A 23590-nucleotide genomic window follows, 5' to 3' on the forward strand; every position below is an offset into this window, starting at 1 on the left:
TTCACCGGCCTTCGAGGTAGCTGAGCAGGGTCCGGGTGGCCTGCTCCACCTCGGCGACTCTGACATGCTCGTCGGACTTGTGGGCATACAACGGGTTCCCGGGACCGAAATTCACCGCCGGGACCCCGAGCGCACTGAACCGCGACACGTCGGTCCACCCCAGCTTCGGCGCCGGCGACAGGCCGAGTGTGTCGATGAAGTCCTGCGCAATGGGCCGGTCGAGGCCGGGCCGGGCACCCTCGGCAGCGTCGGTGACGACGACGTCGAAACCGGTGAAGAACTCGCGCAGGAACGCTTCGGCTTCCGCGGCGGACCTGCTCGGGGCGAACCGGTAGTTCACGGACACGACGCATTCGTCGGGAACGACGTTGCCGGCCACACCTCCGCTGATGTTCACCGCGGACAGGGATTCGCGGTAGTCGAGCCCGTCGACCGTGACGGTCTCCGTCTCATGTTCGGCCAAACGGGAGAGCACCTGCGCAGCGGCATGGATGGCGTTGACGCCCATGAACGCGCGCGCCGAATGCGCGCGCACCCCGGTGGTGGTGACGTCGACGCGGATGGTGCCGTTGCAGCCGCCTTCGACCGACGCATTCGAGGGTTCGCCGAGGATCGCGAAATCGCCTGTCAACCAGTCCGGATGAGTGCGCGCGACCCGGCCGAGACCGTTGAGTGAGGCGTCGACTTCCTCATGGTCGTAGAAGACCCAGCTGACGTCGCGGCTCGGGTCCTCAAGGGCGGCGGCCGTGGACAGCTGCATGGCGACTCCGGCCTTCATATCGCAGGATCCGCGTCCCCAGATCACTTCGTCCGTGGGGTAGTCCGCCCCGGTCATCGTGGTCCTCACCGGCGGCAGGTTGTCTTCGACGGGAACGGTGTCGAGGTGTCCGGCGACGACGATCCGTTCGGCCCGGCCCAGGCTGGTGCGGGCGACGACCGTATCTCCGTCGCGAAGGATCTCGAGTTCCGGTCCCGGGCCGCCGCTGATGCGTTCGAGCACCTCGACGACGGCGTCGGCCAACACGGTTTCGTTGCCGGAGACGGATTCGACCGCGCAGAGGCGGCCGGTGAGTTCGGCCGGGTCGCCGAGGGCGGCGAACAGGTACTCACCGAGCTCAGTCGTGGGTGCGAAGATGGACTCGGTCTCAGCAGATGGATCGACAGTCATGTCCCTTAGCCTAGTACTGCCCCCACCGTCTAGGCTTAAGGCATGACAGAACGCATCGTATCCGCACGTGGACTTGCCACGATCCATTCCGACATCGTCCTCTCCGTCTGGTATCCCACCCTGAGCACGGCTGATACCCCCGAATCCGCCGAGGCGGCCGCCACCGCCCGCGCCGCCGACGACGGTCTCGACGCCCTCGTGGGCACCGACGACGCTCGCGGCACCCGCGCCGAAGTCGTCACCACCACGATCGATCTCGACGCAGGCCCCGCCTCGGCGGCGGATGCCTACCTGCGTCTGCACGCCCTGTCCCAACGACTGGTGACGCCCAACGACGTCAACCTCGACGGGGTCTTCGGGCACATCGCCAACGTCGTGTGGACGTCGTTCGGCGCCTGCTCCCCCGATGAGTTCGAGGCCACCCGCGCGAAGCTGCTCGCTCGCGGTCCCGTCGCCGTCTACGGACTCGACAAGTTCCCCCGCATGACCGACTTCGTCATTCCCTCCGGTGTGCGCATCGCCGATGCCGACCGTGTCCGCCTCGGCGCCCATTTGGCCCCCGGCACCACCGTCATGCACGAGGGCTTCGTGAACTTCAACGCCGGCACGCTCGGTTCGGCCATGGTCGAGGGACGCATCTCCCAGGGCGTTGTCGTCGGCGACGGCTCGGACATCGGTGGCGGCGCGTCGATCATGGGCACGCTCTCCGGAGGCGGCACGCATCGAATCTCGATCGGTTCGGGCAGCCTCTTGGGTGCCAACGCCGGTGTCGGCATCTCGATCGGAGATGACTGCATCGTCGAAGCCGGCCTCTACATCACCGCCGGCACACGTGTGACGGTCCCCGGTGAGGACGGCGCGGTGGTCAAGGCCGGCGAGCTCAGCGGCAAGAACAACATCCTCTTCCGCCGCAATTCGGTCTCCGGTGCCGTCGAGGCCATCGCTCGTGATTCCAAGGGCATCGAGCTCAACCCCGACCTGCACTGATCGCTGGCTGAGCCTCGGCGGTGTTTGAGGTTCCGCGGTCGGCTGCCGGCATCTGCGGCCGACAGTCCATCTGACCACTGACGTTTCGGTCCGAGGCGACCGCCTGACTTGGGGTTTCGGCCGAGACGACCGCCTGACGTGGGGTTTCGGCCGAGGCGACCGCCTGACGAGGGCGCGTTCACATGAAGTGAGCGCGCCCTCGCCGCATTCACTCGCACAATCACTCGCGTCAACGAGCAGATCCCCAAGCATCCGGTACCCGCAGCATCGCCCCCGGCAGCACCCCTCACCCCTGCAGTCACCACTCACCGTCTCCGCCAATTCCAACAGCAATCATCACAACCCCGTGGTCCTGCAGGGCGTTGTGCGGCTAACGGTGACGGATGCCTGTGATGGGAAGCGTCAGCAGCTGCCGGAGGGGCTTCCAGCGCTGTACAATCCTCCGACTCAGCGGTCCTACTCCAGCCCCGTCCACGAGGACACCGGGCCGATACCCACGACCCATTCGCGAAGAGAGTGGACCGCGCCGAGGCAATTTCGGACCGGGTTTCAAGCATCACCCACCGCTAGCCGCACACCACCGTGGTCCTACAGGGCGGTGTGAAGCTACCGGTGATGGATGCAGTCGCCAGCTGTAGATGAAACGGCTAGCGGTACAAAGCAGCGGAAACGGTGAGGGCCGCTTCCCTTTAGGCGGCAGATGCCTAGCCCAAGTGCGAGGCTGCCGGGGTGAGGCGGTGCGGAGAGAGATTCCCAGGGTGCGGCAGCGGCGGGAAGCGGGGTGCGGAGCGAGGTTTCCGGGGTGCGGCAGCAGCGCTCGGCGGGGCCGCCGGGGCACGGCGGTGAGGTGCGGCCGAAGTCGGTGAATGCGCAACGGCGCCGGGCAGAGAAATCTGCTCCGGCGCCGCTTGACGCTGTCGGCGCCGCTTGACGCTGTCTCAGTCGACTCAGCGGTCGCTGATCTCCTTGTAGTCGCGGGAGTGCGCACCCGTGTAGATCTGGCGCGGGCGGCCGATCTTCGTCTCGGGATCCTTGATCATTTCGCGCCACTGAGCGATCCAACCGGGCAGACGACCGACGGAGAAGAGCACAGTGAACATGTTCGTCGGGAATCCCAGAGCCTTGTAGATGAGGCCCGTGTAGAAGTCGACGTTCGGGTAGAGCTTGCGCTCGACGAAGTAGTCGTCGGCCAGCGCGATCTCCTCGAGCTGCTGAGCGAGCTCGAGCAGCGGATCGCCACCGGAACGAGCGAGCACCTCATCAGCGGTCTTCTTGATGATCTTTGCTCGCGGGTCGTAGTTCTTGTACACGCGGTGTCCGAAGCCCATGAGACGCACACCGTCTTCCTTGTTCTTCACCCGCTCCATGAACTTCTTCGGACCGTCGTCCGAGGCGGCGATGTTCTGCAGCATCTCGAGCACTGCGGAGTTCGCTCCCCCGTGCAGCGGGCCGGCCAGGGCGTTGACGCCGGCCGAAATCGACTGGAAGACGTTGGCCTGGGACGAGCCGACAAGACGCACGGTCGACGTTGAGCAGTTCTGCTCGTGATCGGCGTGGAGGATGAACAGCTGATCCATGGCCTTCACAGCCAGCGGGTCCGGTTCGTACTCCTCGGCGGGAACACCGAAGTTCACGCGCAGAAAGTTTTCGACCAGGCTCAGCGAATTGTCCGGGTGGATGACCGGCAGGCCCATGTTCTTCCGATGAGCGAGAGCCGCGATGGTCGGCATCTTCGCGAGCAGGCGGAATGATGAGGTATCGATCTGATCTTCGTCAAAGACATCGAGGTCATCTTGGTAGAACGTCGACAAAGCCGCGACCGCCGCTGCAACCATAGGCATCGGATGCGCATCGTAGGGGAAAGCGCGGAAGAACCGGCGCAGATCCTCATGCACGATCGTGTGTCCGCGCAGGCGGGCGTCGAAGGCATCGTACTGTTCCTGCGTCGGCAGCTCACCGTAGATGAGGAGGTAGCAGACTTCGACGAAGTTCGACTGTTCAGCGAGCTGTTCGATCGGATAGCCGCGGTACTGCAGCACACCTTCGTCACCATCGATGAAGGTGATCGACGACGAGGTGGATGCAGTGTTGGCAAACCCTGGATCGTAGGTCACCGAGCCGGTCTCTTTCAGCAGAGAGCCGATACGGTATCCGTTGTTGCCCGCTGACGCCGACACCTCGGGCAGCGTCAGCTCCGTATCAGCGATCCTGAGGTTCGCCTCCGAAGTCATTCGATCTCCTCACCGTTGACGTACCCCAAGAACTTCCTGAGGTGTCTTGCACAGTTCCTTCAAAGACTACCGACAAGTGCAGGAATGAGAAAATCAGTTCACCCTGCATCTACTCGTCAGTAATACTGTTGATCTCGACAAATACGAGATTTTTCGTCCTGAATGCAGCCTCTGCGGACACTTGGCAGAAGCTTAGAATTCAAGGGTTCCTTCCTGATCGGACCCAGCACAGGGATGCGCCCAGCGCAGAGTCCGCACGCCCGACCGATCCGCTCGGCTAGGCCGCTGCCTGACGAAGCCGCTCGGCTGCGGCCGAGATGCGCTCATCGGTGGCCGTCAACGCGATCCGCACATGGTCATCAGCTGCCTCACCATAGAATTCGCCCGGTCCGGCAACGATGCCCAGCTCAGCGAGATCGGCCAGTGAGTCCCAGCAGCTCTTCCCCGCCGTCGACCACAGGTAGAGTCCCGCGCTCGAATGATCGATGTGGAATCCGAAGTCGACGAGTCCAGAACGCAGCAGTTCCCGCCGCTGTCGATAGACCTCTTTCTGAGCCAGCACGTGTGCGGTGTCCCGCAGGCCGGCGATCATGGCCGCCTGGACCGGGAAGGGCACGATCATTCCCGCGTGCTTGCGCGAACGGGTCAGGTCGGCGATGAGCTCGCCGTCACCGGCGACGAACGCGGCACGGTAGCCGGCGAGATTCGACTGCTTCGACATCGAGTAGACGCTGAGCACACCCGCGTGGGACTCCCCCGCGACCGAGAGCACGCTGGGAGCCGGTCCGTCCGATTCCCAGTTGAGCAGTCCGTAGCATTCGTCGGAGGCGAGAATGACTCCGGCTGCACGAGCCCGGCGGACCACCTCGGCGAGGGTGTCGGCATCGAGCACCTCCCCGGTCGGGTTGCTCGGGGTGTTGATCCACACCAAGCCGATGCCCTCGAGCGAAGCTCCGGCGACGATGTCGGCGGCGTCGATGCGACGACACTCGACTCCCGCGATCGTCGCCCCCATCTCGTAGGTCGGGTAGGCCGCGGACGGGCAGGCCACGGCCAGCCCCCGCTGTCGCAGACCCAGCAGCGTGGGCAGCCAGGCCACGAGCTCCTTCGAGCCTACCGTCGGCAGGATCTCGGTGGCGGGATCGAGCTGGACGGAATGCCAGTTCTCATACCACCAGGCGATCGCTTCGCGCAGCTCGGCGGTTCCCGCCGTCGTCGGGTACCCGTGGGCGTCTGACGCATCGGCCAGAGCCCGACGGATCACCTCAGGCGTGGGATCGACGGGCGTGCCGATCGACAGATCGCACACACCATCGGAGTGTTCGGCCGCGCGGCGGCGGAAGTCGGTGAGCCGGTCCCAAGGGTAGTCCGGCAGCTCAAGTCCGTAGGAGGTCACCATTGCTCAGACGTCGTGGCTCTGCGGGGGAAGGGCGGAGATGATCGGATGATCCTTGTGGGTGTTGCCGAGCTTCGCGGCACCACCGGGCGATCCGAGGTCATCGAAGAATTCGACGTTCGCCTTGTAGTACTCTTCCCATTCGTCCGGGACATCGTCTTCGTAGAAGATCGCCTCGACGGGGCAGACAGGTTCACAGGCACCGCAGTCGACACACTCATCGGGGTGGATGTAGAGACTGCGTTCGCCCTCGTAGATGCAGTCGACAGGGCATTCGTCGATGCACGCCTTGTCTTTGAGATCGACACAGGGCTGGGCAATGATGTACGTCACTGGACTGACTCCTCGCAAGACTCACAGATGGTGCGCATATACGTCCCACAATACGCCTTCGCCCGATCTCCTTGCCCACCCGTCTCGGGTGATTCGCATTGCATCTGCCCCGGGCGGTGATGCGTTGCGGCGGCGGGCCGCCGTGGTGACTTAGGCTGGGAGGGCACAGATCCGGCGGAGGAAGGCGAGAAGTGGACGATCTGCAGCCCGGCAGACGAGTGGTCGTGCGGTATGCGCTCGATCCCGGGGACACCCATTCGACCTCTGATGCGCTCGGCGTCATCACCGATGCCGACGAGGCGGGTGTCGAGATCGACACGAAGCGCGGTCCGCTGCGCATTGCCCGAGCCCAGATCCTCCTCGTGCACGAGGTGCCGCCGGCCCCGACGAAAGCCGGCCGAACTCATGAGATCGTATCCGCCGTCGACCTCCGCCGAATTTCGGCCGCGGCCTGGCTGCCGCAGGATGTGTCCTGGCTGCATGTGGAGAACCTGCGCAACGAGGGCAGCGAATCCGGCGCGGATATGAGCCTGCTCCAGAAGGGGTGGCTGCTGCGCAATTCCGAGTCCGCGACGCGACGGGCCAACAGCTGCCTGCCCGTGTCCGATTCCGGCCTGGGCTGGGAACAGGCCCTCGACGCGGTCGAGGAGTGGTATCGGACGCGGGAGAAGCCCAGTCGGATCCAGATCTACTCGGCCGATGATTCGGCCGCGCTGGCACCGGAATGCGAGGGGCTTGCTCCCCTGCTCTCGGCACGCGGCTACACCCCCTCCGAGGCGGTGCTCCTGCTCACAGGTGCCACCGCGGAAGCCGCGGCAGGTGCGTCCTCCCCCGCCGAGGCGGCCGCCCCCGGTCTGCTCATCGACGTTGCCGATGCGCCGACTCCCGAACATTTCGCGGCGTGGACGAGTCAGCGCAGTCCCGGCGACGCTCCGGATTCGGCCGAAGCCTTCCGTGCGCTCATCGCTGCCGACCAGCCGTGTGAGTTCGTCACCGCCTACGCCGCGCATCCCGACGGCTCCCGGTCGATGGTCGCCGCCTGCCGTGTCGTGGAACGCAGCAAATGGGGCGTTGTCACGAACCTCATCACCCGCCCCGATCTGCGCCGTCGAGGTGCCGGGCGATCAGTGGCGCGGGCGGCGGCAGCTCTGCTCGCTCAACGTGGTGTGCGGTCTTACCTCGTCGATATCGAAGCCGGCAATGAAGCGTCGATCAACCTCTTCACTTCGCTCGGAGCCACCGTCCGTCATCGTTCGTGGTACGCCGAGCAGCGCTGAGTTCGGCCAGCTGAACCTCGGCCGAGCCGCACACACGCGGAGACGATGCCGAACAGCGTCGGGTTCAGTCTTTGCACTCGACCTTGTTCACCGGCCGGTAGACGGTGGTGAACCCGTCCTGCGTCGTCCGTCCCGAGCTGATGTCTTTGAGGGTGCGGGTGATCTTGATCGACCATCCGCCCTTCGGGGCCTGCGGGGTGCAGGAAGGACCGCTCTCGGTGACGGATCCCGGTGAAGTGCGGTTGAACCGGTCGGAGGCATCGGCCGAGACCTCGTACTTCTTGACGCCGAAGACCTTCGCATGGACTTCCCCGCCCTTGAGGTACATGTCGAGGACGACTGGAGACTTCGAGGTGTTCGTGAACTTCAGGTCGATCGAGGACCAGTCGAGCGTCGATTCCCGACCCTCGGGGTAGCGGGAGATGTAGCGCGAGTGGGCCTGGTGCTCGTCGAGGTCGAATCCGGCGAAGAACGCCGCATTGAACAGAGTCGTCGAGACCTGCGAGACTCCCCCGCCGTAATCCTCCTTCATCTGCCCGTCCGAGATCACACCGGCGGGCTTGTACCCATTGGCGCCGGTGCGCTGGCCAAGGGCCTCGTTGAGGGAGAATTGCTCACCCGGTTGCAGCACGGTTCCCGAGACCTTCTTCGACGCCACGCGCAGGTTGGTGTCGCGGTTGGGCTCCGAGCTGTACCCGGTGGAGAAGTGGGAGACGGTCGAGGACACGTCCGCCTTCTCCGCGTCCTTCGTCGTGAAGTCGGGTTTGACCGAAGCCAGGGAGACCGTCGGGTTCTCGTCTTTGCCGTTGATGGCATCGGTGACCGCGGCGCTCAGTTCCTTCGCTTTGATCCCGATGCCGTCCTCGGCGGGAACGACCTGCGGCTTTCCGTCCTTGATCGTGTAGCTCGCATCCTTCGCCGGTTTGCCGATGTCCTTGTTCGCGGCGAGCACCGATTCCTGCAGTTCGTCCTGGTCGAAGACCGGAACGAGTTTCGAGTCCTTCGCCTTGAATGTCAGCGTCTTCGCAATGATCTTCGGAGAGACACTGAGCTCACCGCCCTTGACGGACGAGTCCGCGCCCTTGCCGGGCTTCGCGGTGATCGTCACGTCTGCGCTCACCGCATCCTCGGCGAACCCATCGGCCGTCTCCTGCGCCTCGTCGGTGGTGATGTCCGGTTCCACGTCGCTCGGTTCGACGGGCAGAGCCCCATCCGTGCGCAGCCAATGCTTGTCGATCGCGGTGCGCACCTGTGCGGAGTCGACAGTCTGCCCGTTCTTCCCGTCCTTGACCTTCGGAGTGGTCTTCTCAAAGCTCAGCTCCGCGTTCGTCGGTTCGACGGCAAGCGATTCGGTGACCTTCGCAGTGGCGGAGTCGAACTTCTCCTCATCGACGTCGATGACCGGGGCGACCTTGTCCTCCCCGAACAGGCGGTGCCAGATGACGGTGGGGTCGAGGGAGAATCCCGTGACTCGCTCGACCGTCGCCTCGGCGTCGAAGGTGATGCCGGCCTTCGTCGGATCGAGTTTCGCCGTCGGCTCCCCGGCTTGGAGCACAATCGTCTTCTCCGCCTTCTCGCGCAGATCGTTGCGCAGAGTGTTCTCCGCTTCGGTGGCGCTCTTGCCGCCGATGTCGATGCCGGCGACGGTGGTTCCCGATCCCAGCACGCGTCCGCTGAAGAATCCGATGATGATGTAGAGCGCCGCAAGGACGACGACGCTGAGCAGGACGACGACGGGCCAGATCTTCTTCCGCGCGTCATCACCGGCCGGCCGCCGACCGGGGTGCGAGTTTCCGTCGGATAGGGTCTGAGTCGACATCATTCTCCCGAGAATGTCGCGAACGACTGGTTCGGCTGTGTGCGGACGAGTCTAACGAGTCTAACGAGTTCGACTCGGCCCGCGCACGCTGATGAATGAGAACACCGCTGCCAGCAGCATCGGTCCCAGCAGCCAGACGACGGAACGCAGCATACCGGTGACGATCATGTCGGCGCCCGGCAGCCAGCTCGGCTGTCCGAGAATGTAGGACAGTACGGCGATGACCACTGCTGCCAGGAGCATCGGTGCGCTGCTGCGATACATCGTCTTCAGATGCCACAGCCCCGCCGCGGCCAGCAGCAGAGACAGCACGAGGCCCCACGGCAGAATGAGCGGAGTATCGCCGAGGTTGACCACCGTGGCATTGAGATGCTGCATGGCACCGAGCAAGGCGATGATCACCGCGAGCACGGCAGCGTGCAGGTACGCGAAGACCCCCGGTCTGCGCGGTTCCCGACGACGACGCATCGGCGCCGCACCCTGTTCCTGGGCATCCACCGCTGCGAGGTCGAGACCGGTGAGCACGTGCGGAGCCGGACCCTCACGCAGCGCCTCGGCGGGAATCTCAGCTCCGGCACCGATGGAGAAGTACTCGTGATCGCCGATCGCCTGCCCGACGCCGTTCGACAGGGCGAAGAAGCGATCGGAGACGCTGACCTGGGTGCGGTGGGCCTGCAACGCTGTGCGTTTGGCCGGGAGCACCGAGGACACATCCTGACCGATGACGATCTGACCGACCGGAGGTTTGGCCGGGATCGAGTCGGCGGCGGCGAACCCGGTGGCAGCGAATCCATCCTGTGCGGGGTCGAAGATTCGGCGGGCCACATCGGTGGGGGTGTCGACAAAGAGCAGCCGACCGACCCGCCATTCGGCGAGGTCGATCGCGGCCGTCGTCGCTTCGTGGACCCGGACGTGGTCAGGGTGGCCGTAGCCGCCGTTGGCGGCGTAGGTGATGACCGCGTGCGGGCAGAAGGCGTCGATGACCGCGGCGATGTGCCGTGCCACGGTCGTGACATCGGCCGCGCACAGGGCATCCTCGGACATCTCGGAGGCCGGACGGGCATGACCGTCGGGGCCCCATTCCATCCCCGAGTCCTCGAAGACGCGTGTGGATCCGCCGAGGAAGGTGTGCAGGCGCACCCCGAGGGCACGCATCGCCTCGGCGATCTCCTGTTCGCGGACCTCCGCCAGACCGGCACGGTCACCTTCGAGGTGTTTGAGCTCGGCCGGGATCACCTCGCCGCCCTCACCGCGCGTGGCGGTGAGGACCATGACCTCGGCACCCTCGGAGACCAACGCGGCGATTGTGCCTCCCGTCGTGATCGTCTCATCGTCGGGATGAGCGTGCACGAGGAGGACGCGTGGCGTGGTGGTCATGTGTTCCTGGGTGCTCTGGGTGCTCGAGGTCATACGGTGTGCTGGATCAGGCGTTCTGGCGGCGCAGCTTGGCGTAGAGCTTCGCACGTTCCTTCTGATCGAGCTCAACCTTGCGGATGCGGATCGCACCGGGAGTGACCTCGACGCATTCGTCCTCACGGGCGAATTCGAGGCTCTCCTCCAAGGTGAGCCTGCGCGGCGGGGTGAGGTTCTCGAAGGTGTCCGCCGAGGCCGAACGCATGTTCGTCAGCTTCTTCTCCTTCGTGATGTTGACGTCCATATCGTCGGCACGGGAGTTCTCGCCGACGATCTGGCCCTCGTACACCTCGGAGGTGGGTTCAACGAAGAAGGATCCGCGGTCCTGCAGGTTGATCATCGCGTACGGGGTGACGACACCCGGGCGGTCGGCGACGAGTGAGCCGTTGATGCGGAACTCGATGTTGCCGGCCCACGGGGCGTATCCGGCGGAGATCGTGTTCGCGATGCCGGTGCCGCGGGTCTCGGTGAGGAAACGGGTGCGGAATCCGATGAGCCCACGCGCGGGAACCTTGAATTCCATGCGCACCCAACCGGTGCCGTGGTTGGTCATGGTCTCCATAACACCCTTGCGTGCGGCGAGCAGCTGGGTCACGGCGCCGAGGTAGTCCTCCGGAACGTCGATCGTGAGCTCCTCAAAGGGCTCGTGGAGTTTGCCATCGATCTGCTTGGTCACGACCTGCGGTTTGCCGACGGTGAGTTCGAAGCCCTCGCGCCGCATCTGCTCGACGAGGATGGCCAGTGCGAGTTCACCGCGCCCCTGCACCTCCCACGCGTCCGGGCGCTCGGTCGGGACGACCTTGAGCGAGACGTTGCCGACGAGCTCCTGGTCGAGACGGTCCTTGACCATGCGGGCGGTGACCTTCGTCCCCTTCTCGCGGCCGGCCAGAGGCGAGGTGTTGATGCCCACGGTCATCGAGATCGCAGGATCGTCGATGATGATCGCCGGCATCGGCTTCGGATCGTTGATGTCGGTGAGCGTGTCGCCGATCATGATGTCCGGGATGCCGGCCACGGCAACGATGTCACCGGCCGAGGCCTCCGTGGCGGGGACGCGGTCGAGCCCCTGGGTCTCGAGCAGTTCGGTGATCTTCACCGAGCTGATGTCGTCGCCGCGGGCCCATGCCACCTGTTGGCCCTTCTTCAGCGTGCCGCCGAAGATGCGCAGCAGAGCCAGACGGCCGAGGAACGGCGAAGCGTCGAGGTTCGTCACGTGGGCCTGGAGGATACCGTCGGAGTTGATCTCCGGGGCCGGGATCGTCTCGAGGATGGTCTTGAACAACGGCTCGAGGTCAGGATTGTCCGGAACCTCTCCATCGGCGGGCTGTTCGAGGGAGGCGGCACCTGCCTTCGCGGCTGCGAAGACCACGGGCACGTCGAGAACGGCGTCGACGTCGAGGTCGGGAACCTCATCGGCGAGATCGGAGGCCAGCCCCAGAAGCAGGTCCTGCGCTTCCTCGACGACTCCGTCGATGCGGGCATCGGCACGGTCGGTCTTGTTGATGAGCAGGATCACCGGCAGCTTCGCCGCCAGCGCCTTGCGCAGAACGAAGCGCGTCTGCGGCAGCGGGCCCTCCGAGGCATCGACGAGGAGAACGACGCCGTCGACCATGGACAGTCCGCGTTCGACCTCGCCACCGAAGTCGGCGTGGCCGGGTGTGTCGATGACGTTGATGACGATGGGGTCCTCACCGGCCGAAGGGCCGTTGTAGAGGACCGAGGTATTCTTCGCGAGAATCGTGATGCCCTTCTCGCGTTCGAGGTCACCTGAGTCCATGACGCGTTCGGCGAAGTCACCGTGTTCGCTGAACACACCGGTCTGCCGGAGCATGGCATCGACCAGCGTGGTCTTGCCGTGGTCGACGTGTGCGACGATTGCTACATTGCGGCGGTTTTCCCGTCGTGTGATGGCTTCAGTCATCAAGAACCTTTTGAGATAGAGAGATCGGTCCAGCCCGGACCCAACAGACGATTATACGGCCACTCGCTCACAACCGTTGACAGCCGGGGGTTCGGAACTCGGCACGACCGTGAATGCGAAATGTGGTCACAGACCCGAAGGCAGACGACAGTAGGAGCCGATCTGCTTCGGTTCTGCGACCACATTCGCCGGCAGACAGCGGGATGCTGCGTGCCCGATTCGCCGGGTCAGGCGTTCATCGTGGCTTCGAGGACGGCGTCCCTGGCCTCGCGACGCTTGCGCTGTTCCTTCGGATCCGGCACCGGAACTGCGGACAGCAGACGCTGCGTGTACGGGTGGACTGGATTGGACACGACCTGCGAGGATCTGCCGATTTCGACGAGGTATCCGTGACGCATCACGGCGATGCGTTCGGCGATGCGTTCGACGACTGCCAGGTCGTGGCTGATGAACAGGCAGGCGAAACCGTATTCCTGCTGCAGGCCCTCGAACAGGTCGAGCACCTTCGCCTGCACGGACACGTCGAGCGCCGATGTCGGTTCGTCGGCGATGAGCAGCTTCGGGCGCAGCGTGAGTGCCCGCGCAATGCCGATGCGCTGACGCTGACCGCCCGAAAGCTCATGCGGGTACCGATTGCGCATCGACGTCGGCAATTCGACCGCCGTCAGCAGTTGCTCGACCCGACGGCTGAGCCCGGGACCCTTCATCCCCTCGTGGAGGTAGAGGGGTTCGCCGATCGACTCCCCGACAGGCAGGCGTGGGTTGAGCGATGAGCCGGGATCCTGGAACACGATCCCGACCTCTTTGCGCAGCGGACGCATCTGCTTGTTGCTCAGGCCCTTGATGCTCTTGCCGTTGACGACCATGTCGCCTTCGACGGTGGGCAGCAGTCCCAGAGCGGCACGACCGATGGTCGTCTTGCCCGAACCGGATTCGCCGACCAGCCCCACGACCTCTCCGGGAGCGATCATGAGGTTGATGTGGTGAGCGGCGCGGAAGGCCTTCTTCCGCCCCGCCGCCGGATATTCGATAGCAGCGTCGCGCAGCTGCAGTGCCGAAGGCTTCGAGAAGTCCGCCTGCGAGCCGGGGTGGTAGTAGGTTTCCGTCGAGTCCATCTCGATGTGATGGTCGGGCAGACCCGCCTCGGCGATCGCCCGCGATTCGGTGTCGAGGTCATCGGTGCGGTTGGCTCCGCCCTCGGCCACAGTCGCGGCCCCCGCCTGGTGGGTGCCCACGGAATCGCGGGAGCCGTCATGCAACGGGTCGGCACCGTCGGGGTCGGATTGCCCGAAGGACGAGGAGTCGACATCGCCGATGCTCGCACCGAAGGCCTCACCCTCGAGGCCTGTGCCCAAGTGGGGCACGGCCCCGAGCAGCTGTTTCGTATACGGGTGCTGCGGCTTGTAGAAGATCTCCTCAGCGGTACCCGCTTCGACCACCTTGCCGGCCCGCATGACGATGATGGAATCGGCCATGTCCGCCACGACACCCATATCGTGGGTGATGAGGATGATCCCGGCGTCGAGCTTCGACTTCAGTTCACGCATGAGTTTGAGGATCTCCGCCTGCACCGTGACGTCGAGGGCCGTGGTCGGCTCGTCAGCGATGAGCAGCTTCGGCTGGCAGGCCAGAGACTGCGCGATCATGATGCGTTGACGCTGACCGCCGGAGAGCTGGTGCGGGAACGAGTGGAAGCGGTCCTCCGGATCCGGGATCTCGACGAGGCGCATGAGCTCGAGTGCCCGTTCCTTGGCTTCACGTGGACCCATGTCGAGGTGGACGCGCAGAGTCTCGACGATCTGGTAGCCGGCGGTGTAGACCGGGTTGAGTGCGGTCATCGGCTCCTGGAAGATCACCGAGATGTCGTTGCCGCGGACGTCCTGCATCTTCTCCGAAGGCATCCCGATGAGCTCGCGCCCATTGAGTTTCGCCGAACCGGTGGCTCGACCATTGCTCGGCAGCAGACCGAGCAGGGACATGCTCGACTGCGATTTGCCGGAACCGGACTCACCGACGATCGCCAGGACCTCACCGGCATTGACCGTGTAGTCGAGGTGCTCGGCGGCCATCCACCATTCGTCGCTGACCCAGAATTTCACGCCGAGGTCTCTGACCTCGAGGATCGGCGATCCTTTGGTGGGCTGACCGGGTGAGCGTGTGGACTGTACAGTCATCACTTCGCCCCTTTCTGTGCCATGCGCTCGGCCTTCTTCATCTTCCGCCAGCTCGGGATGGTCTTCATCCGCGGGTCGAAGGCGTCACGCAGACCGTCGCCGATGAAGTTCACGCACAGAGCGATGATGATGATGAAGAGTCCGGGCCACCAGAACAGCCACGGTCGGGTCGCGAACGAAGTCTGGTATTCGCTGATGAGCTGGCCCAGGGAGATGCCAGGCGGTTTGATGCCGAAACCGAGGTAGCTCAAGGAGGCTTCGAGAACGATCGCCTGGCTCATGATGAGCGTCGTGTTGACGATGATGACGCCCATGGCATTGGGCAGCATGTGCTTGAACATGATCCGGAAGTCGCTGGCTCCGGCCACACGCGCCGAATCGACGAATTCGCGTTCGCGCAGCGACATGAAGTCACCGCGAACCAGACGCGCCAGACCTGGCCAGAGGATGCAGCCCAGTGCGACGCCGAGCAACAGGCCGCTCGCCCCTCCTGCGAGGACACCGAGGATCGAGCCGACCACGATGACCGGCAGAATGATGAATCCGTCGGTGATGCGCATGAGGACCGAGTCGACCCAGCCGCGGTAGTAACCGGCAACGGCGCCGACGATCGTCCCGATGACTAGGCACACGATGCCGATGATGAACATCACCATGAGGGAGATCTGCGTGCCCTTCATCACCCGGGAGAAGTTGTCGCGACCGATCTCGTCCTGCCCGAAGGGATGATCTCCCAACGAGAACGGATTCGACAGCGACCAGGTCGGGGCTCCCCCGGGATTGAGCACGGTTCCGGACGCGGTATGGCTGAATTTCCACCAGCCGGAGATGCCCGCGAAGCCCTGTGCACTGAAAGCGAAGATCGCCACGAGCACGAGGACGACGATGGAGATCATCGCGCCTTTGTGCCGGAGGAATTTGCGCAGGACGATCTTGCCCTGAGACAGACCTTCGGTTTCCTTCGACTCGATCGCATTGTCCCCGACGTCGTCGAGAGCGAGAGCGTTCTGATTGTCGTTGTTGGTACTCATGCGTTCACTCGGATTCTCGGGTCGAGGACGGCGTAGAGGAAGTCCGCGACCAGGTTGGCGATGATGGCGAGCAGACCTGTGATCAGGATGTAGGCCATGACCGGGTCGAGCTCGGCCTGTCTCAGCGAGTCGATGAAGAGCTTGCCCATGCCGTTCCAGCCGAAGATCGTCTCCGTGATCACGGCACCGCCGATCATCGTGATGATGTCGACGGGGACGACCGAGGCCAGCGGAAGCAGTGCATTGCGCAGGGCGTGGCGCATGATCACTGTGCGTTCGTTGAGGCCCTTGGCCCGTGCTGTGCGGATGTAGTCCTGACCCATCACCTCGAGCATCGAACCGCGTGTATAACGGGTGTAGGAGGCGAAGGAGATGAGGACCAGGGCGATCGACGGCAGCAACAGGTGAGTGAATGAATCGAGGTTCGTGATCCAGAAGTCCCCGTCGATGTTCGGCGCCGAAGCGCCGATCGTCGCGATCGGGCGATTGTTGATCGCCGGATCGTCCGAATACTTCTGCCATCCCTGCAGCACGCGGTCGGCGAAGATGAGCACGGCGACGATGAGGGCGGTGAAGCTCGTCGTGCGTGCGGTGTCCCAGGGGTCGGGCCCGCGGAACGCGAGCCCGAGACCGATGGCCACGGCGATAGTGACGATGAGGAGCCCGAACATCCACAGCCAGTTCATCTCGACGTAGTAGAAGAGATACTGAAGCGGCATGTAGAGCAGCGCGCCGATGACCGCGATGCTCAGCGAAGCGTAGAGGACTCGCTTGTTCTTCAGCCCCGTCGACAGATAGGTCATGACGATGGCTGCACCGAGGCCGATGACGATGATGCCGACGACACCGATGCTCGGCTGCTGCATCCAGCCGCTGGCAAGGATGTAGTAGACGGTGCCGAAGGTGATGAGCGCGGCGGCGGAGAAGGTGATGACACGTCTTCTCAGTCTGCCGCCGAACGCTCCCATCCAGAACAGACCCATGGCCACACAGCCGATGATGATCGGCCACCAGGATTCCAGGGTCGGATCGTTGATGAAGTTGTTGATGTCAATCGCGCCGTACTGCTTGAGCAGCACCGCCACCCAGAAGACAGGAAGCGAGTAGAGGAGGAACGAGACGAAGGTGATGAAGTAATCGAAGCCCGAGTACTGGCGGATGGCCGAGATCATGCCGACGGCGATGCCGAGGATGATGGCCACGATCGTCGAGGCAGTGATGAGCTTGATCGTATTGACGATCGCGCCCTGCAGCTGGCCGGTGACCTCCTGGCCGGATTTCCAGGCGATGCCGAAGTCACATTGGCCGATGGCGCAGCCGCCGACGCCTGCCAGCCACTTGAAGTAGCGGACGACTGCGGGAGTATCGAGGTCGAGGAGTCGTCGACGCGACTCGTAGAGGGCCTCGATGTTCGGTGAGGTGCTCGCGCGCAGGTCCCAGAAGAAGTCCAGAGCGACGTTGAGCAGCATGTAGAGGACGAAAGTGACGACGAGAAGCACGAGTGCCGTCGACAGCAATCGTCTGAGGATGAATCTGATCATGATGTGGTGTCCGTTTCAATCTTCCGAAAACGCTGCTGTGGGGACCACAGAGTGATCCCCACAGCGGCAGGGGTGGAGAAGAACCGATCGCGTCAGTCGCGGATCAGTTGACTTCCCACTCCCAGTAGTTCCACATCAGTGTCGGCGACACCGTGATCGTCGACGCGTTCTTGAGCTTCTCGCTGTAGATGAGCAGCGAAGGGAACTGGAAGAGCGGCGCACCAAAGGCATCGTCGGTGAGTTGCTTCTCAAGTTCTGTCGACAACTTCTCCTGGTCTTCCTCGGGCGCCACAAGGATCTCATCGAGGATCTTGTCGGTCTTCTTGCTCGAGTAGCCGCCGTAATTGTTCTGAGCACCGGTGCGGAAGTTCGCGTCGGCTTCGGTGATTCCCGTACCCTCCGACTGCCAGCCGAACAGCGATACATCGTAGGTGCCGTCACCGAGGCGCGTGCCCCAGTTGACGTCGCCGACGTCCTTGATCTCGAAGCCGGCCTTCTCGGCCGATTCCTTGATCAGCTGGAACTCCTGCTGACGGCGCGAGTTCGTATTGTCGTACATAACGCGAACCGTCGGGCTGTCGACGCCTGCTTCTTTGAGCAACTTCTTTGCTCCATCGACATCGACATCCTTGAGCGCGTCCATTCCATTGCCCTTGACGATAGCGTCGTACATAGGCGAACCGGGAACCTGGTTGAACGAGTCCCTGGTCGTAGCGTCGGGGTTCAGCGGCTTGATAATTTTGTCCACGATGTCCTGACGCGGCACCGTCTTGAGGAAGGCCTGACGGACCTTCTTCGCCTTCTCCTCATCACCGCCGTTCGCCTCGGGATCGAAGGGGCCTTTGTTGTCGAAGGTGAAGTCGACGTGTTCATAGGTGGCGTCGTCGCCCGTATCGACCTTGACTCCGTCGATGTCTTCAGCAGCCGACAGCACGTCGGACGTCGCCTGAGGCTGAGTGAGATCGACTTCGCCGTTTTCAATCGCCTGGACCATGGCCATCGGGTCGCCGTTGTAGCGGACCGTCACGGTCTTAATCTTCGGCTTGATAGATCCGCTGTAGTTGTCATCGAGTTCGAGGGTGACATACTGACCCTCTTCGAACTTCGTCATCTTGTAAGGACCGCTGTGGACCAACAGGTCCTCGTCCTTCGGCATCGAAGTGAAGTCGAACCCGGTGTTCCAGGTGTTAGAGATCTTCGATAGTTTCTCGGTGTCCTTGTCTTTCAACGCGTCGATGATCGCCTTCTTGCCTTCTTCGGGATCATCAACACCAAGAGCCTTCTTGGCGACGATGTGTGCGGGGACTCCAACGCCGTCCGGGCCGACGCCAAATTCGTCCTCCCAATCGGCGTATGGCTTCGAATAGGTGAGAGTGACTTCCTTACCGTCGTCAGAGATCTCTGGGAAGTCCTTGATCAGCTGCGAACCGATGTTTGACGAGTCGAAATAGACGGTCTTCTCGTCGTTCTCCTTGACAGAGCCGTCGTCATTGTTGTTCGACTCGACAGTGTTGAAGTGCGTAGACTGCCCAGCCCAGGTCAAAGCGAGATCGGTAGCATCCACGGGGGTGCCGTCCGACCATTTGGCATCGTCGTTGAAGGTGTACTTGACCTTGAGCGGGTCCTCTGAAACCTGCTCGACCTCCCCGAGAGTGCCGTCCTGAAGCTCAAGCTCATCGTCATAGTGCTTGAAGCTGTCGTTCATCAGGTAGGTGAGAAGGGCATTCGAGGCCGCATTGCCGGTCGCCGTCAAGGTGTTCATCGACCGGAAGGATTCGTTCCAACCGATGTTGAGGGCGGTGTCGTTCGACGAGCCCTCGTCGTCGCCTCCGCCAGGGGGTGTGCAGGCGGTGAGCACCATTGCGGCTGCGGCAACCGAGGCGCCGGCCGCGAGGAAGCGCTTTTTCACGTTCTCTCCTTGTTGTCTTAGGGCGAGTCACCCTCGTGCGTACGCTCCAATGCCGGAGCGTTCCGACCACAGCCGACGACCGGGAGAAACCGATCCGGATGTGATCGCGTTCATGTTTTTCACATGGATTGCCTCAAAGTTAATTCACCAGCGACTGTGACAGAGTCCACATTGTGAGCAAAATTCCGAATTGTTACCGTTTCGAAATCAAGCGAATGGACAACTTCTGTCCAGTCTCAGTGGATAGGATGAACACGTGGCTAACAGTGAGATAGATCGCAATCAGGCCGAGCCGAGAATCGTGCGGACGACGGGTTCGACCGCCCTGTTCTTCGTCGTCGCAGGACTCTGCACACTCGGCATCGCCTCGATCGTCATCGGCGATTTCACCCTGCGCGGGCTCGCTGCGGCAGGCATCCCACTGGCGGTCGGAACATTGGTCTTCGGGTTCTACCGGTACCCGCGGGTGGAACTGCACCGGCAGCAGCTCGTCTTGGTGAATCCGCTGCAGACCGTGACCATCCCATGGAACCTCGTCGATGGCTTCGAGACGCATTTCGGCCTGAGCGTGCGCACTCATGAGAAGAGGTTCTCGTCCTGGCCGCTGGCCGGCAAGGGCAAGAAGTGGGAGAAGGATGAGAACGATATGCGTCGGCTCGTCGAGAACCCGAGCCCGGCCGTCGATGCGGTGCTCGACCGCTACGCAGGTCTCAGTGACGAAGAGCTGGCCAACCCGGGCGGGAAGCGCACGATCGAAACACGGTGGAACCTCGGCATCATCGTCGCGGGCCTCCTCGCCGCGGCCTGGGCCGTAGTGGGAATAGCAACGCTGCCCGGCTGAACGAGCCACCGGGCGGGCAGCACAGGCAGGTGGAAGTCACCAGCCGCGTTCGCGCCACTCCCCCAGCTTCGGGCGCTCATCGCCGAGCGTCGTCGATGCCCCATGTCCGGGCAGCACAAGGGTGTCATCGGGCAGCGCTGCGAAGACCCGTCCCTCGAGGTCGTCCATGAGCGAGGTGAAGTCACCTCGCGACCAGGTCTTCCCCGGCCCGCCGGGGAACAGCGAGTCACCGGCGAACAGGATCGTATGTCCTCCGTCGCGCAGCAGCAGCGCGACCGACCCCGGTGTGTGCCCGCGCAGCCCGATGGCTTGGAGGACGAAGCCGCCGAAGTCCCCGACGTCGAGGTGGTCGACTCTGTGTGCGATCTCCACTCCCTCGGCCTCGGCGATCGCTGCCGCGTCTTCGGACCCGGCGATCGTCATTGCCTCCGGATATTTCGCCGAGGCGGCCGGCAATGCGCGGATATGATCCCAATGCCGGTGCGTGGTGATGATCGCCCGCAGCTCCGGCTGCGCCTCGGTGTCCGCGGCGCCGGCGGCCACGAGCCCGGAGATCGCCTCAATGTCGTCGGCCGCGTCGATGAGCACCTGCGAGCCGGTCTCCTTCGCCGTGATCAGGTAGACGTTGTTCTCCATCTCGGAGACTGCGATCGATCGGATGACGACGTGCTCGGTTGCGATCGTGTTCATTTCCCAACTCCTCTTCACGCTGTGCACGGTTGAGTGCGCTGTCTGCGGTCTGTCCGCAGGGATCAGTGGCAGGTCACCAGGCTCCGCGAGTGTACTGCGGCGGGTAGGGACCGGGTTCGACACCGAGGACATGTGCGGCGCGCTGCGGCCACGACGGCTCGCGCAGGGCGGCCCGAGCCATGAAGATCGCATCGGCCTGGCCGGTGCTGAGAATGGTCTCGGCCTGCTCCGGGTCGGTGATGAGGCCGACGGCGCCCGTCGGTACGCCTTCGGCGCGGATGGCGGCGGCCAGGGACACCTGGTAGCCGGGACCGATGGGGATGCGTACCGGATGATTGCCCCCGGACGAGACGTCGATGAGGTCGACGCCTGCTTCGGACAGGCCGCGGGAGACCTCGGCGGCCTCGGAGATGTCGAAGCCGCCTTCGGTCCACTCGCTGGCCGAGATCCGCACGAACACCGGCACGTCCTCGCCGACCTCGGCGCGGACCGCCGCGTTGACCTCGTGCAGAAGCCGGGAGCGACCGGCGAGGTCGCCGCCGTATTCGTCTTCACGCTGGTTCGACAGCGGAGACAGGAACGAATGGAGCAGGTACCCGTGGGCAGCGTGGAGTTCGACGAGATCGAACCCGGCGTCAACAGCACGTCGGGCTGCGGACGCGAAGGCTGCGACCACCTCGGCGATATCGTCTTTCGTCATCGCCTGCGGCTCGGCAAGATCCGGGTAGGCGACGGCACTGGCACCTGCGGTCGACCATCCGCCGGCGGACTCCGGGACGCTGCCCCGAGGTTCGCCTGCGAAGGGTCGGTACGTGCTCGCTTTGCGGCCGGCATGGGCGAGCTGGATGCCGATGATGCTGCCCTGGGAGTGGACGAAGTCGACGACGGCCGACCAGGATTCGGCCTGTTCGTCGTTCCAGATTCCCGCGTCCTGCGGAGAGATGCGTCCCTCTGGGACAACGGCGGAGGCCTCGGTGAGGATGAGACCGAAACCGCCCTGAGCCCTGGCGCCGAGGTGGACCAGATGCCACGGACCGGGCATGCCGTCCTCGGCTTCGCAGGAGTACTGGCACATCGGGGCGAGCCAGATGCGGTTGGGAATCTCGATGCCACGCAGGGTCAGCGGTGTGAAGAGCTCAGTCATGGCTCAAGTCTGCCAGTTCCGACCAGGCTCACACAGCGATCCCGAATACCGGTACGGCGAGCAGATAGACGGTGGCCGTGATGAGAACGATGCCGATGATGTTCAGCCACAGGCCGCCCTTGACCATCTGTCCCACGGTGACATATCCGGAACCGTAGGCCACCGCATTCGGCGGGGTGGCTACGGGCAGCATAAACGCGCAGGTCGCGGCCAGGGCGACGGGGACCGTCAGCAGCAGCGGGTCGAAGTTGAGACCCATGGCCACTCCCCCGACAACGGGTACGAATGTCGCCGCCGTCGCTGTGTTCGAGGTCAGCTCGGTGAGGAAAAGGATGATGGCGGCGAAGATCGCGACGACGAGGACGATGGGCAGAACTCCGAGGCCGCTCGTCGTCTTGCCTATCCACTCGGTCAGTCCAGAGTCCGAAAACTGCGCCGAGAGCGCGAGACCGCCGCCGAAGAGCAGGAGCACACCCCACGGGAGCTTCTCCGCAGTATCCCAGTCGAGGAGGCGGACACCGCGGTTCGCCCCTCCCGGGATGAGGAAGAGGAGTAGGCCGATGACCATTGCGATGCCTTCGTCACTGATCGGCGGTTCGTCGAAGATCAGAGGCAGCGAGATCCAGCTCGCGGCGGCAAGCACGAACATGACGAGGACCAGCTTCTCACCGGTAGACATAGGCCCGAGCTTGCTCAGCTCATCTCGGATAAGTTCGCGCCCGCCGGGGATGTGATCGATCTCGGGTCTGAACAGGACCTTGACAAGCAGAAACCAGGCGATCGCCATCATGACGATCGACAGCGGCACACCGACGATCATCCATTGGGCGAAGCCAATGGAAATGTCGTGATTGTCCTTGAGGTACCCGACGAGAAAGAGGTTGGGAGGAGTGCCGATGATCGTCCCCAGCGATCCGATCGATGCGGAGTACGCGATGCCGAGCATCAGTGCGGTGCCGAAGTTCGACTTGACCACCGCTCCGAGACCGGTGTCATCGCCGCCGACAGATGCCTGATCTGCGGCTTCGTCAGCCGCGGTTCCGTGCGCGTCATCGCCTTCGCCCGTATCCGCAGCTTTGCCCGCACCGTCGGTGAGCGCTGTGCCCACGACCTTCGACACGATCATGAGCACCGACATGCCGATCGGCAGCATCATCACCGCGGTGGCCGTGTTCGACACCCACATCGAGATGAATCCGGTGGCGATCATAAAACCGGCGATCATCGGCCCTGGCCGATCGCCCATGATGCTCAGAGTCACGAGCGCGATCCGGCGGTGCAGATTCCACCGCTGCATCGCCAAAGCGATGAGGAAGCCGCCGAGGAAGAGGAAGATGATCGGGTTGCCGAAGGAGGCACCCACCGTCTCCATCTCCACATCCGTGCCGAGCACCGGGAAAGCGACGAGCGGGACGAGCGAGGTCGCTGCGATCGGCAGCGCCTCGGTCATCCACCAGACGGCCATCAGTACCGCGACGGCTGCGGTCAGCTTCGCGGGATGCCCCACACCAGCAGGCATGATCGCATATATGAGGGTGGAGAAGATGAGCCCGAGCAGGAATCCGGTCCACCGGATCCGCAACGTGCTGCGGCTGATGCCGGGTTCTCGTTCGCCGGGAGACCGCAAATCGATTTCGGTGGAGCTGAACTCAGGTGTTTTCGAGCGCGGGGACATTTTCGCTCCTCTACGAGCAGAGTTGCCTGTGCTTTCGCAC

General features: G+C 63.7%; 17 protein-coding genes. 3 read left to right on the forward strand and 14 right to left on the reverse strand.

Annotation, left to right across the window (positions count from 1 at the left end; all coding sequences use genetic code 11):
- Nucleotide 1 precedes the first annotated feature (1 nt).
- Complete coding sequence (dapE, locus tag ACSE4D_RS00920; protein ID WP_436326449.1) at nucleotides 2-1168, reverse strand: succinyl-diaminopimelate desuccinylase; 1167 nt, start codon at nucleotides 1166-1168, stop codon at nucleotides 2-4.
- Nucleotides 1169-1210: 42 nt separating this feature from the next.
- Between dapE and dapD the strand changes: the two genes are divergently transcribed.
- Nucleotides 1211-2155 carry a 2,3,4,5-tetrahydropyridine-2,6-dicarboxylate N-succinyltransferase gene (dapD, locus tag ACSE4D_RS00925; protein ID WP_436326450.1) on the forward strand — a complete coding sequence of 315 codons (945 nt, stop codon included), beginning with the start codon at nucleotides 1211-1213 and terminating at the stop codon, nucleotides 2153-2155.
- Between the two features lie 947 nt (nucleotides 2156-3102).
- Here dapD and ACSE4D_RS00930 read toward each other — a convergent pair.
- The 3 genes from ACSE4D_RS00930 to fdxA all read right to left on the reverse strand — a co-directional run bounded on the left by ACSE4D_RS00930 (nucleotide 3103) and on the right by fdxA (nucleotide 6115).
- On the reverse strand, nucleotides 3103-4386 hold the full coding sequence (locus ACSE4D_RS00930) for a citrate synthase (protein WP_135538802.1): 1284 nt from the start codon (nucleotides 4384-4386) through the stop codon (nucleotides 3103-3105).
- Between the two features lie 277 nt (nucleotides 4387-4663).
- The gene (gene dapC, locus ACSE4D_RS00935) at nucleotides 4664-5785 is read right to left on the reverse strand and encodes a succinyldiaminopimelate transaminase (RefSeq protein WP_436326451.1); all 1122 of its coding nucleotides are present in this window, start codon (nucleotides 5783-5785) and stop codon (nucleotides 4664-4666) included.
- Between the two features lie 3 nt (nucleotides 5786-5788).
- Nucleotides 5789-6115: a ferredoxin gene (fdxA, locus tag ACSE4D_RS00940; RefSeq protein WP_135538806.1), complete on the reverse strand. Its 327-nt coding sequence runs from the start codon at nucleotides 6113-6115 to the stop codon at nucleotides 5789-5791.
- Between the two features lie 191 nt (nucleotides 6116-6306).
- On the opposite strand from fdxA, the gene ACSE4D_RS00945 reads away from it, so the two are divergent.
- Nucleotides 6307-7392, forward strand: a complete 1086-nt coding sequence (locus tag ACSE4D_RS00945; RefSeq protein ID WP_436326452.1) for an N-acetyltransferase family protein — start codon at nucleotides 6307-6309, stop codon at nucleotides 7390-7392.
- Nucleotides 7393-7456: 64 nt separating this feature from the next.
- Here ACSE4D_RS00945 and ACSE4D_RS00950 read toward each other — a convergent pair whose 3' ends face one another.
- The 7 genes from ACSE4D_RS00950 to ACSE4D_RS00980 all read right to left on the reverse strand — a co-directional run bounded on the left by ACSE4D_RS00950 (nucleotide 7457) and on the right by ACSE4D_RS00980 (nucleotide 19200).
- On the reverse strand, nucleotides 7457-9214 hold the full coding sequence (locus ACSE4D_RS00950; protein ID WP_436326453.1) for a VanW family protein: 1758 nt from the start codon (nucleotides 9212-9214) through the stop codon (nucleotides 7457-7459).
- Between the two features lie 57 nt (nucleotides 9215-9271).
- Entirely contained in the window at nucleotides 9272-10588 is a 1317-nt protein-coding gene (locus ACSE4D_RS00955; RefSeq protein WP_436326454.1) for a PIG-L family deacetylase, read from the reverse strand.
- Nucleotides 10589-10634: 46 nt separating this feature from the next.
- Nucleotides 10635-12545, reverse strand: a complete 1911-nt coding sequence (gene typA, locus ACSE4D_RS00960; protein ID WP_436326455.1) for a translational GTPase TypA — start codon at nucleotides 12543-12545, stop codon at nucleotides 10635-10637.
- A gap of 227 nt (nucleotides 12546-12772) precedes the next feature.
- The gene (locus tag ACSE4D_RS00965) at nucleotides 12773-14719 is read right to left on the reverse strand and encodes an ABC transporter ATP-binding protein (protein ID WP_436326456.1); all 1947 of its coding nucleotides are present in this window, start codon (nucleotides 14717-14719) and stop codon (nucleotides 12773-12775) included.
- A complete protein-coding gene (locus tag ACSE4D_RS00970) occupies nucleotides 14719-15750 on the reverse strand; it encodes an ABC transporter permease (RefSeq protein WP_436326457.1) in 1032 nt (343 codons plus the stop codon). The genes ACSE4D_RS00965 and ACSE4D_RS00970 overlap by 1 nt, the downstream gene beginning before the upstream one ends.
- A complete protein-coding gene (locus ACSE4D_RS00975; RefSeq protein WP_436326458.1) occupies nucleotides 15747-17291 on the reverse strand; it encodes an ABC transporter permease in 1545 nt (514 codons plus the stop codon). The genes ACSE4D_RS00970 and ACSE4D_RS00975 overlap by 4 nt, the downstream gene beginning before the upstream one ends.
- 103 nt (nucleotides 17292-17394) lie before the next feature.
- Nucleotides 17395-19200 (reverse strand): ABC transporter family substrate-binding protein, encoded by a 1806-nt coding sequence (locus tag ACSE4D_RS00980; RefSeq protein WP_436326459.1) that lies wholly within the window; start codon nucleotides 19198-19200, stop codon nucleotides 17395-17397.
- A gap of 256 nt (nucleotides 19201-19456) precedes the next feature.
- Between ACSE4D_RS00980 and ACSE4D_RS00985 the strand changes: the two genes are divergently transcribed.
- Nucleotides 19457-20041, forward strand: a complete 585-nt coding sequence (locus ACSE4D_RS00985; RefSeq protein ID WP_436326460.1) for a hypothetical protein — start codon at nucleotides 19457-19459, stop codon at nucleotides 20039-20041.
- Nucleotides 20042-20077: 36 nt separating this feature from the next.
- Here ACSE4D_RS00985 and ACSE4D_RS00990 read toward each other — a convergent pair whose 3' ends face one another.
- From ACSE4D_RS00990 to ACSE4D_RS01000, 3 genes are all read right to left on the reverse strand, one after another.
- Nucleotides 20078-20731, reverse strand: coding sequence for an MBL fold metallo-hydrolase (locus ACSE4D_RS00990; protein ID WP_436326461.1), 654 nt, complete (start codon nucleotides 20729-20731; stop codon nucleotides 20078-20080).
- A gap of 73 nt (nucleotides 20732-20804) precedes the next feature.
- On the reverse strand, nucleotides 20805-21875 hold the full coding sequence (locus tag ACSE4D_RS00995) for an NADH:flavin oxidoreductase/NADH oxidase (RefSeq protein ID WP_436326462.1): 1071 nt from the start codon (nucleotides 21873-21875) through the stop codon (nucleotides 20805-20807).
- 28 nt (nucleotides 21876-21903) lie between these two features.
- Nucleotides 21904-23550 (reverse strand): SLC13 family permease, encoded by a 1647-nt coding sequence (locus tag ACSE4D_RS01000; protein ID WP_436326463.1) that lies wholly within the window; start codon nucleotides 23548-23550, stop codon nucleotides 21904-21906.
- Nucleotides 23551-23590: the final 40 nt, after the last annotated feature.

Source organism: Brevibacterium sp. FAM 27836 (genome assembly GCF_051351055.1).
Classification (GTDB): domain Bacteria; phylum Actinomycetota; class Actinomycetes; order Actinomycetales; family Brevibacteriaceae; genus Brevibacterium.

Bases quoted from the DNA above. Each gene is read 5' to 3' on its own strand.
- dapE (WP_436326449.1), bottom strand. From the start codon at position 1,168: ATGACTGTCGATCCATCTGCTGAGACCGAGTCCATCTTCGCACCCACG.
- dapD (WP_436326450.1), top strand. From the start codon at position 1,211: ATGACAGAACGCATCGTATCCGCACGTGGACTTGCCACGATCCATTCC.
- ACSE4D_RS00930 (WP_135538802.1), bottom strand. From the start codon at position 4,386: ATGACTTCGGAGGCGAACCTCAGGATCGCTGATACGGAGCTGACGCTG.
- dapC (WP_436326451.1), bottom strand. From the start codon at position 5,785: ATGGTGACCTCCTACGGACTTGAGCTGCCGGACTACCCTTGGGACCGG.
- ACSE4D_RS00950 (WP_436326453.1), bottom strand. From the start codon at position 9,214: ATGATGTCGACTCAGACCCTATCCGACGGAAACTCGCACCCCGGTCGG.
- ACSE4D_RS00955 (WP_436326454.1), bottom strand. From the start codon at position 10,588: ATGACCACCACGCCACGCGTCCTCCTCGTGCACGCTCATCCCGACGAT.
- typA (WP_436326455.1), bottom strand. From the start codon at position 12,545: ATGACTGAAGCCATCACACGACGGGAAAACCGCCGCAATGTAGCAATC.
- ACSE4D_RS00965 (WP_436326456.1), bottom strand. From the start codon at position 14,719: ATGACTGTACAGTCCACACGCTCACCCGGTCAGCCCACCAAAGGATCG.
- ACSE4D_RS00970 (WP_436326457.1), bottom strand. From the start codon at position 15,750: ATGAGTACCAACAACGACAATCAGAACGCTCTCGCTCTCGACGACGTC.
- ACSE4D_RS00975 (WP_436326458.1), bottom strand. From the start codon at position 17,291: ATGATCAGATTCATCCTCAGACGATTGCTGTCGACGGCACTCGTGCTT.
- ACSE4D_RS00990 (WP_436326461.1), bottom strand. From the start codon at position 20,731: ATGAACACGATCGCAACCGAGCACGTCGTCATCCGATCGATCGCAGTC.
- ACSE4D_RS00995 (WP_436326462.1), bottom strand. From the start codon at position 21,875: ATGACTGAGCTCTTCACACCGCTGACCCTGCGTGGCATCGAGATTCCC.
- ACSE4D_RS01000 (WP_436326463.1), bottom strand. From the start codon at position 23,550: ATGTCCCCGCGCTCGAAAACACCTGAGTTCAGCTCCACCGAAATCGAT.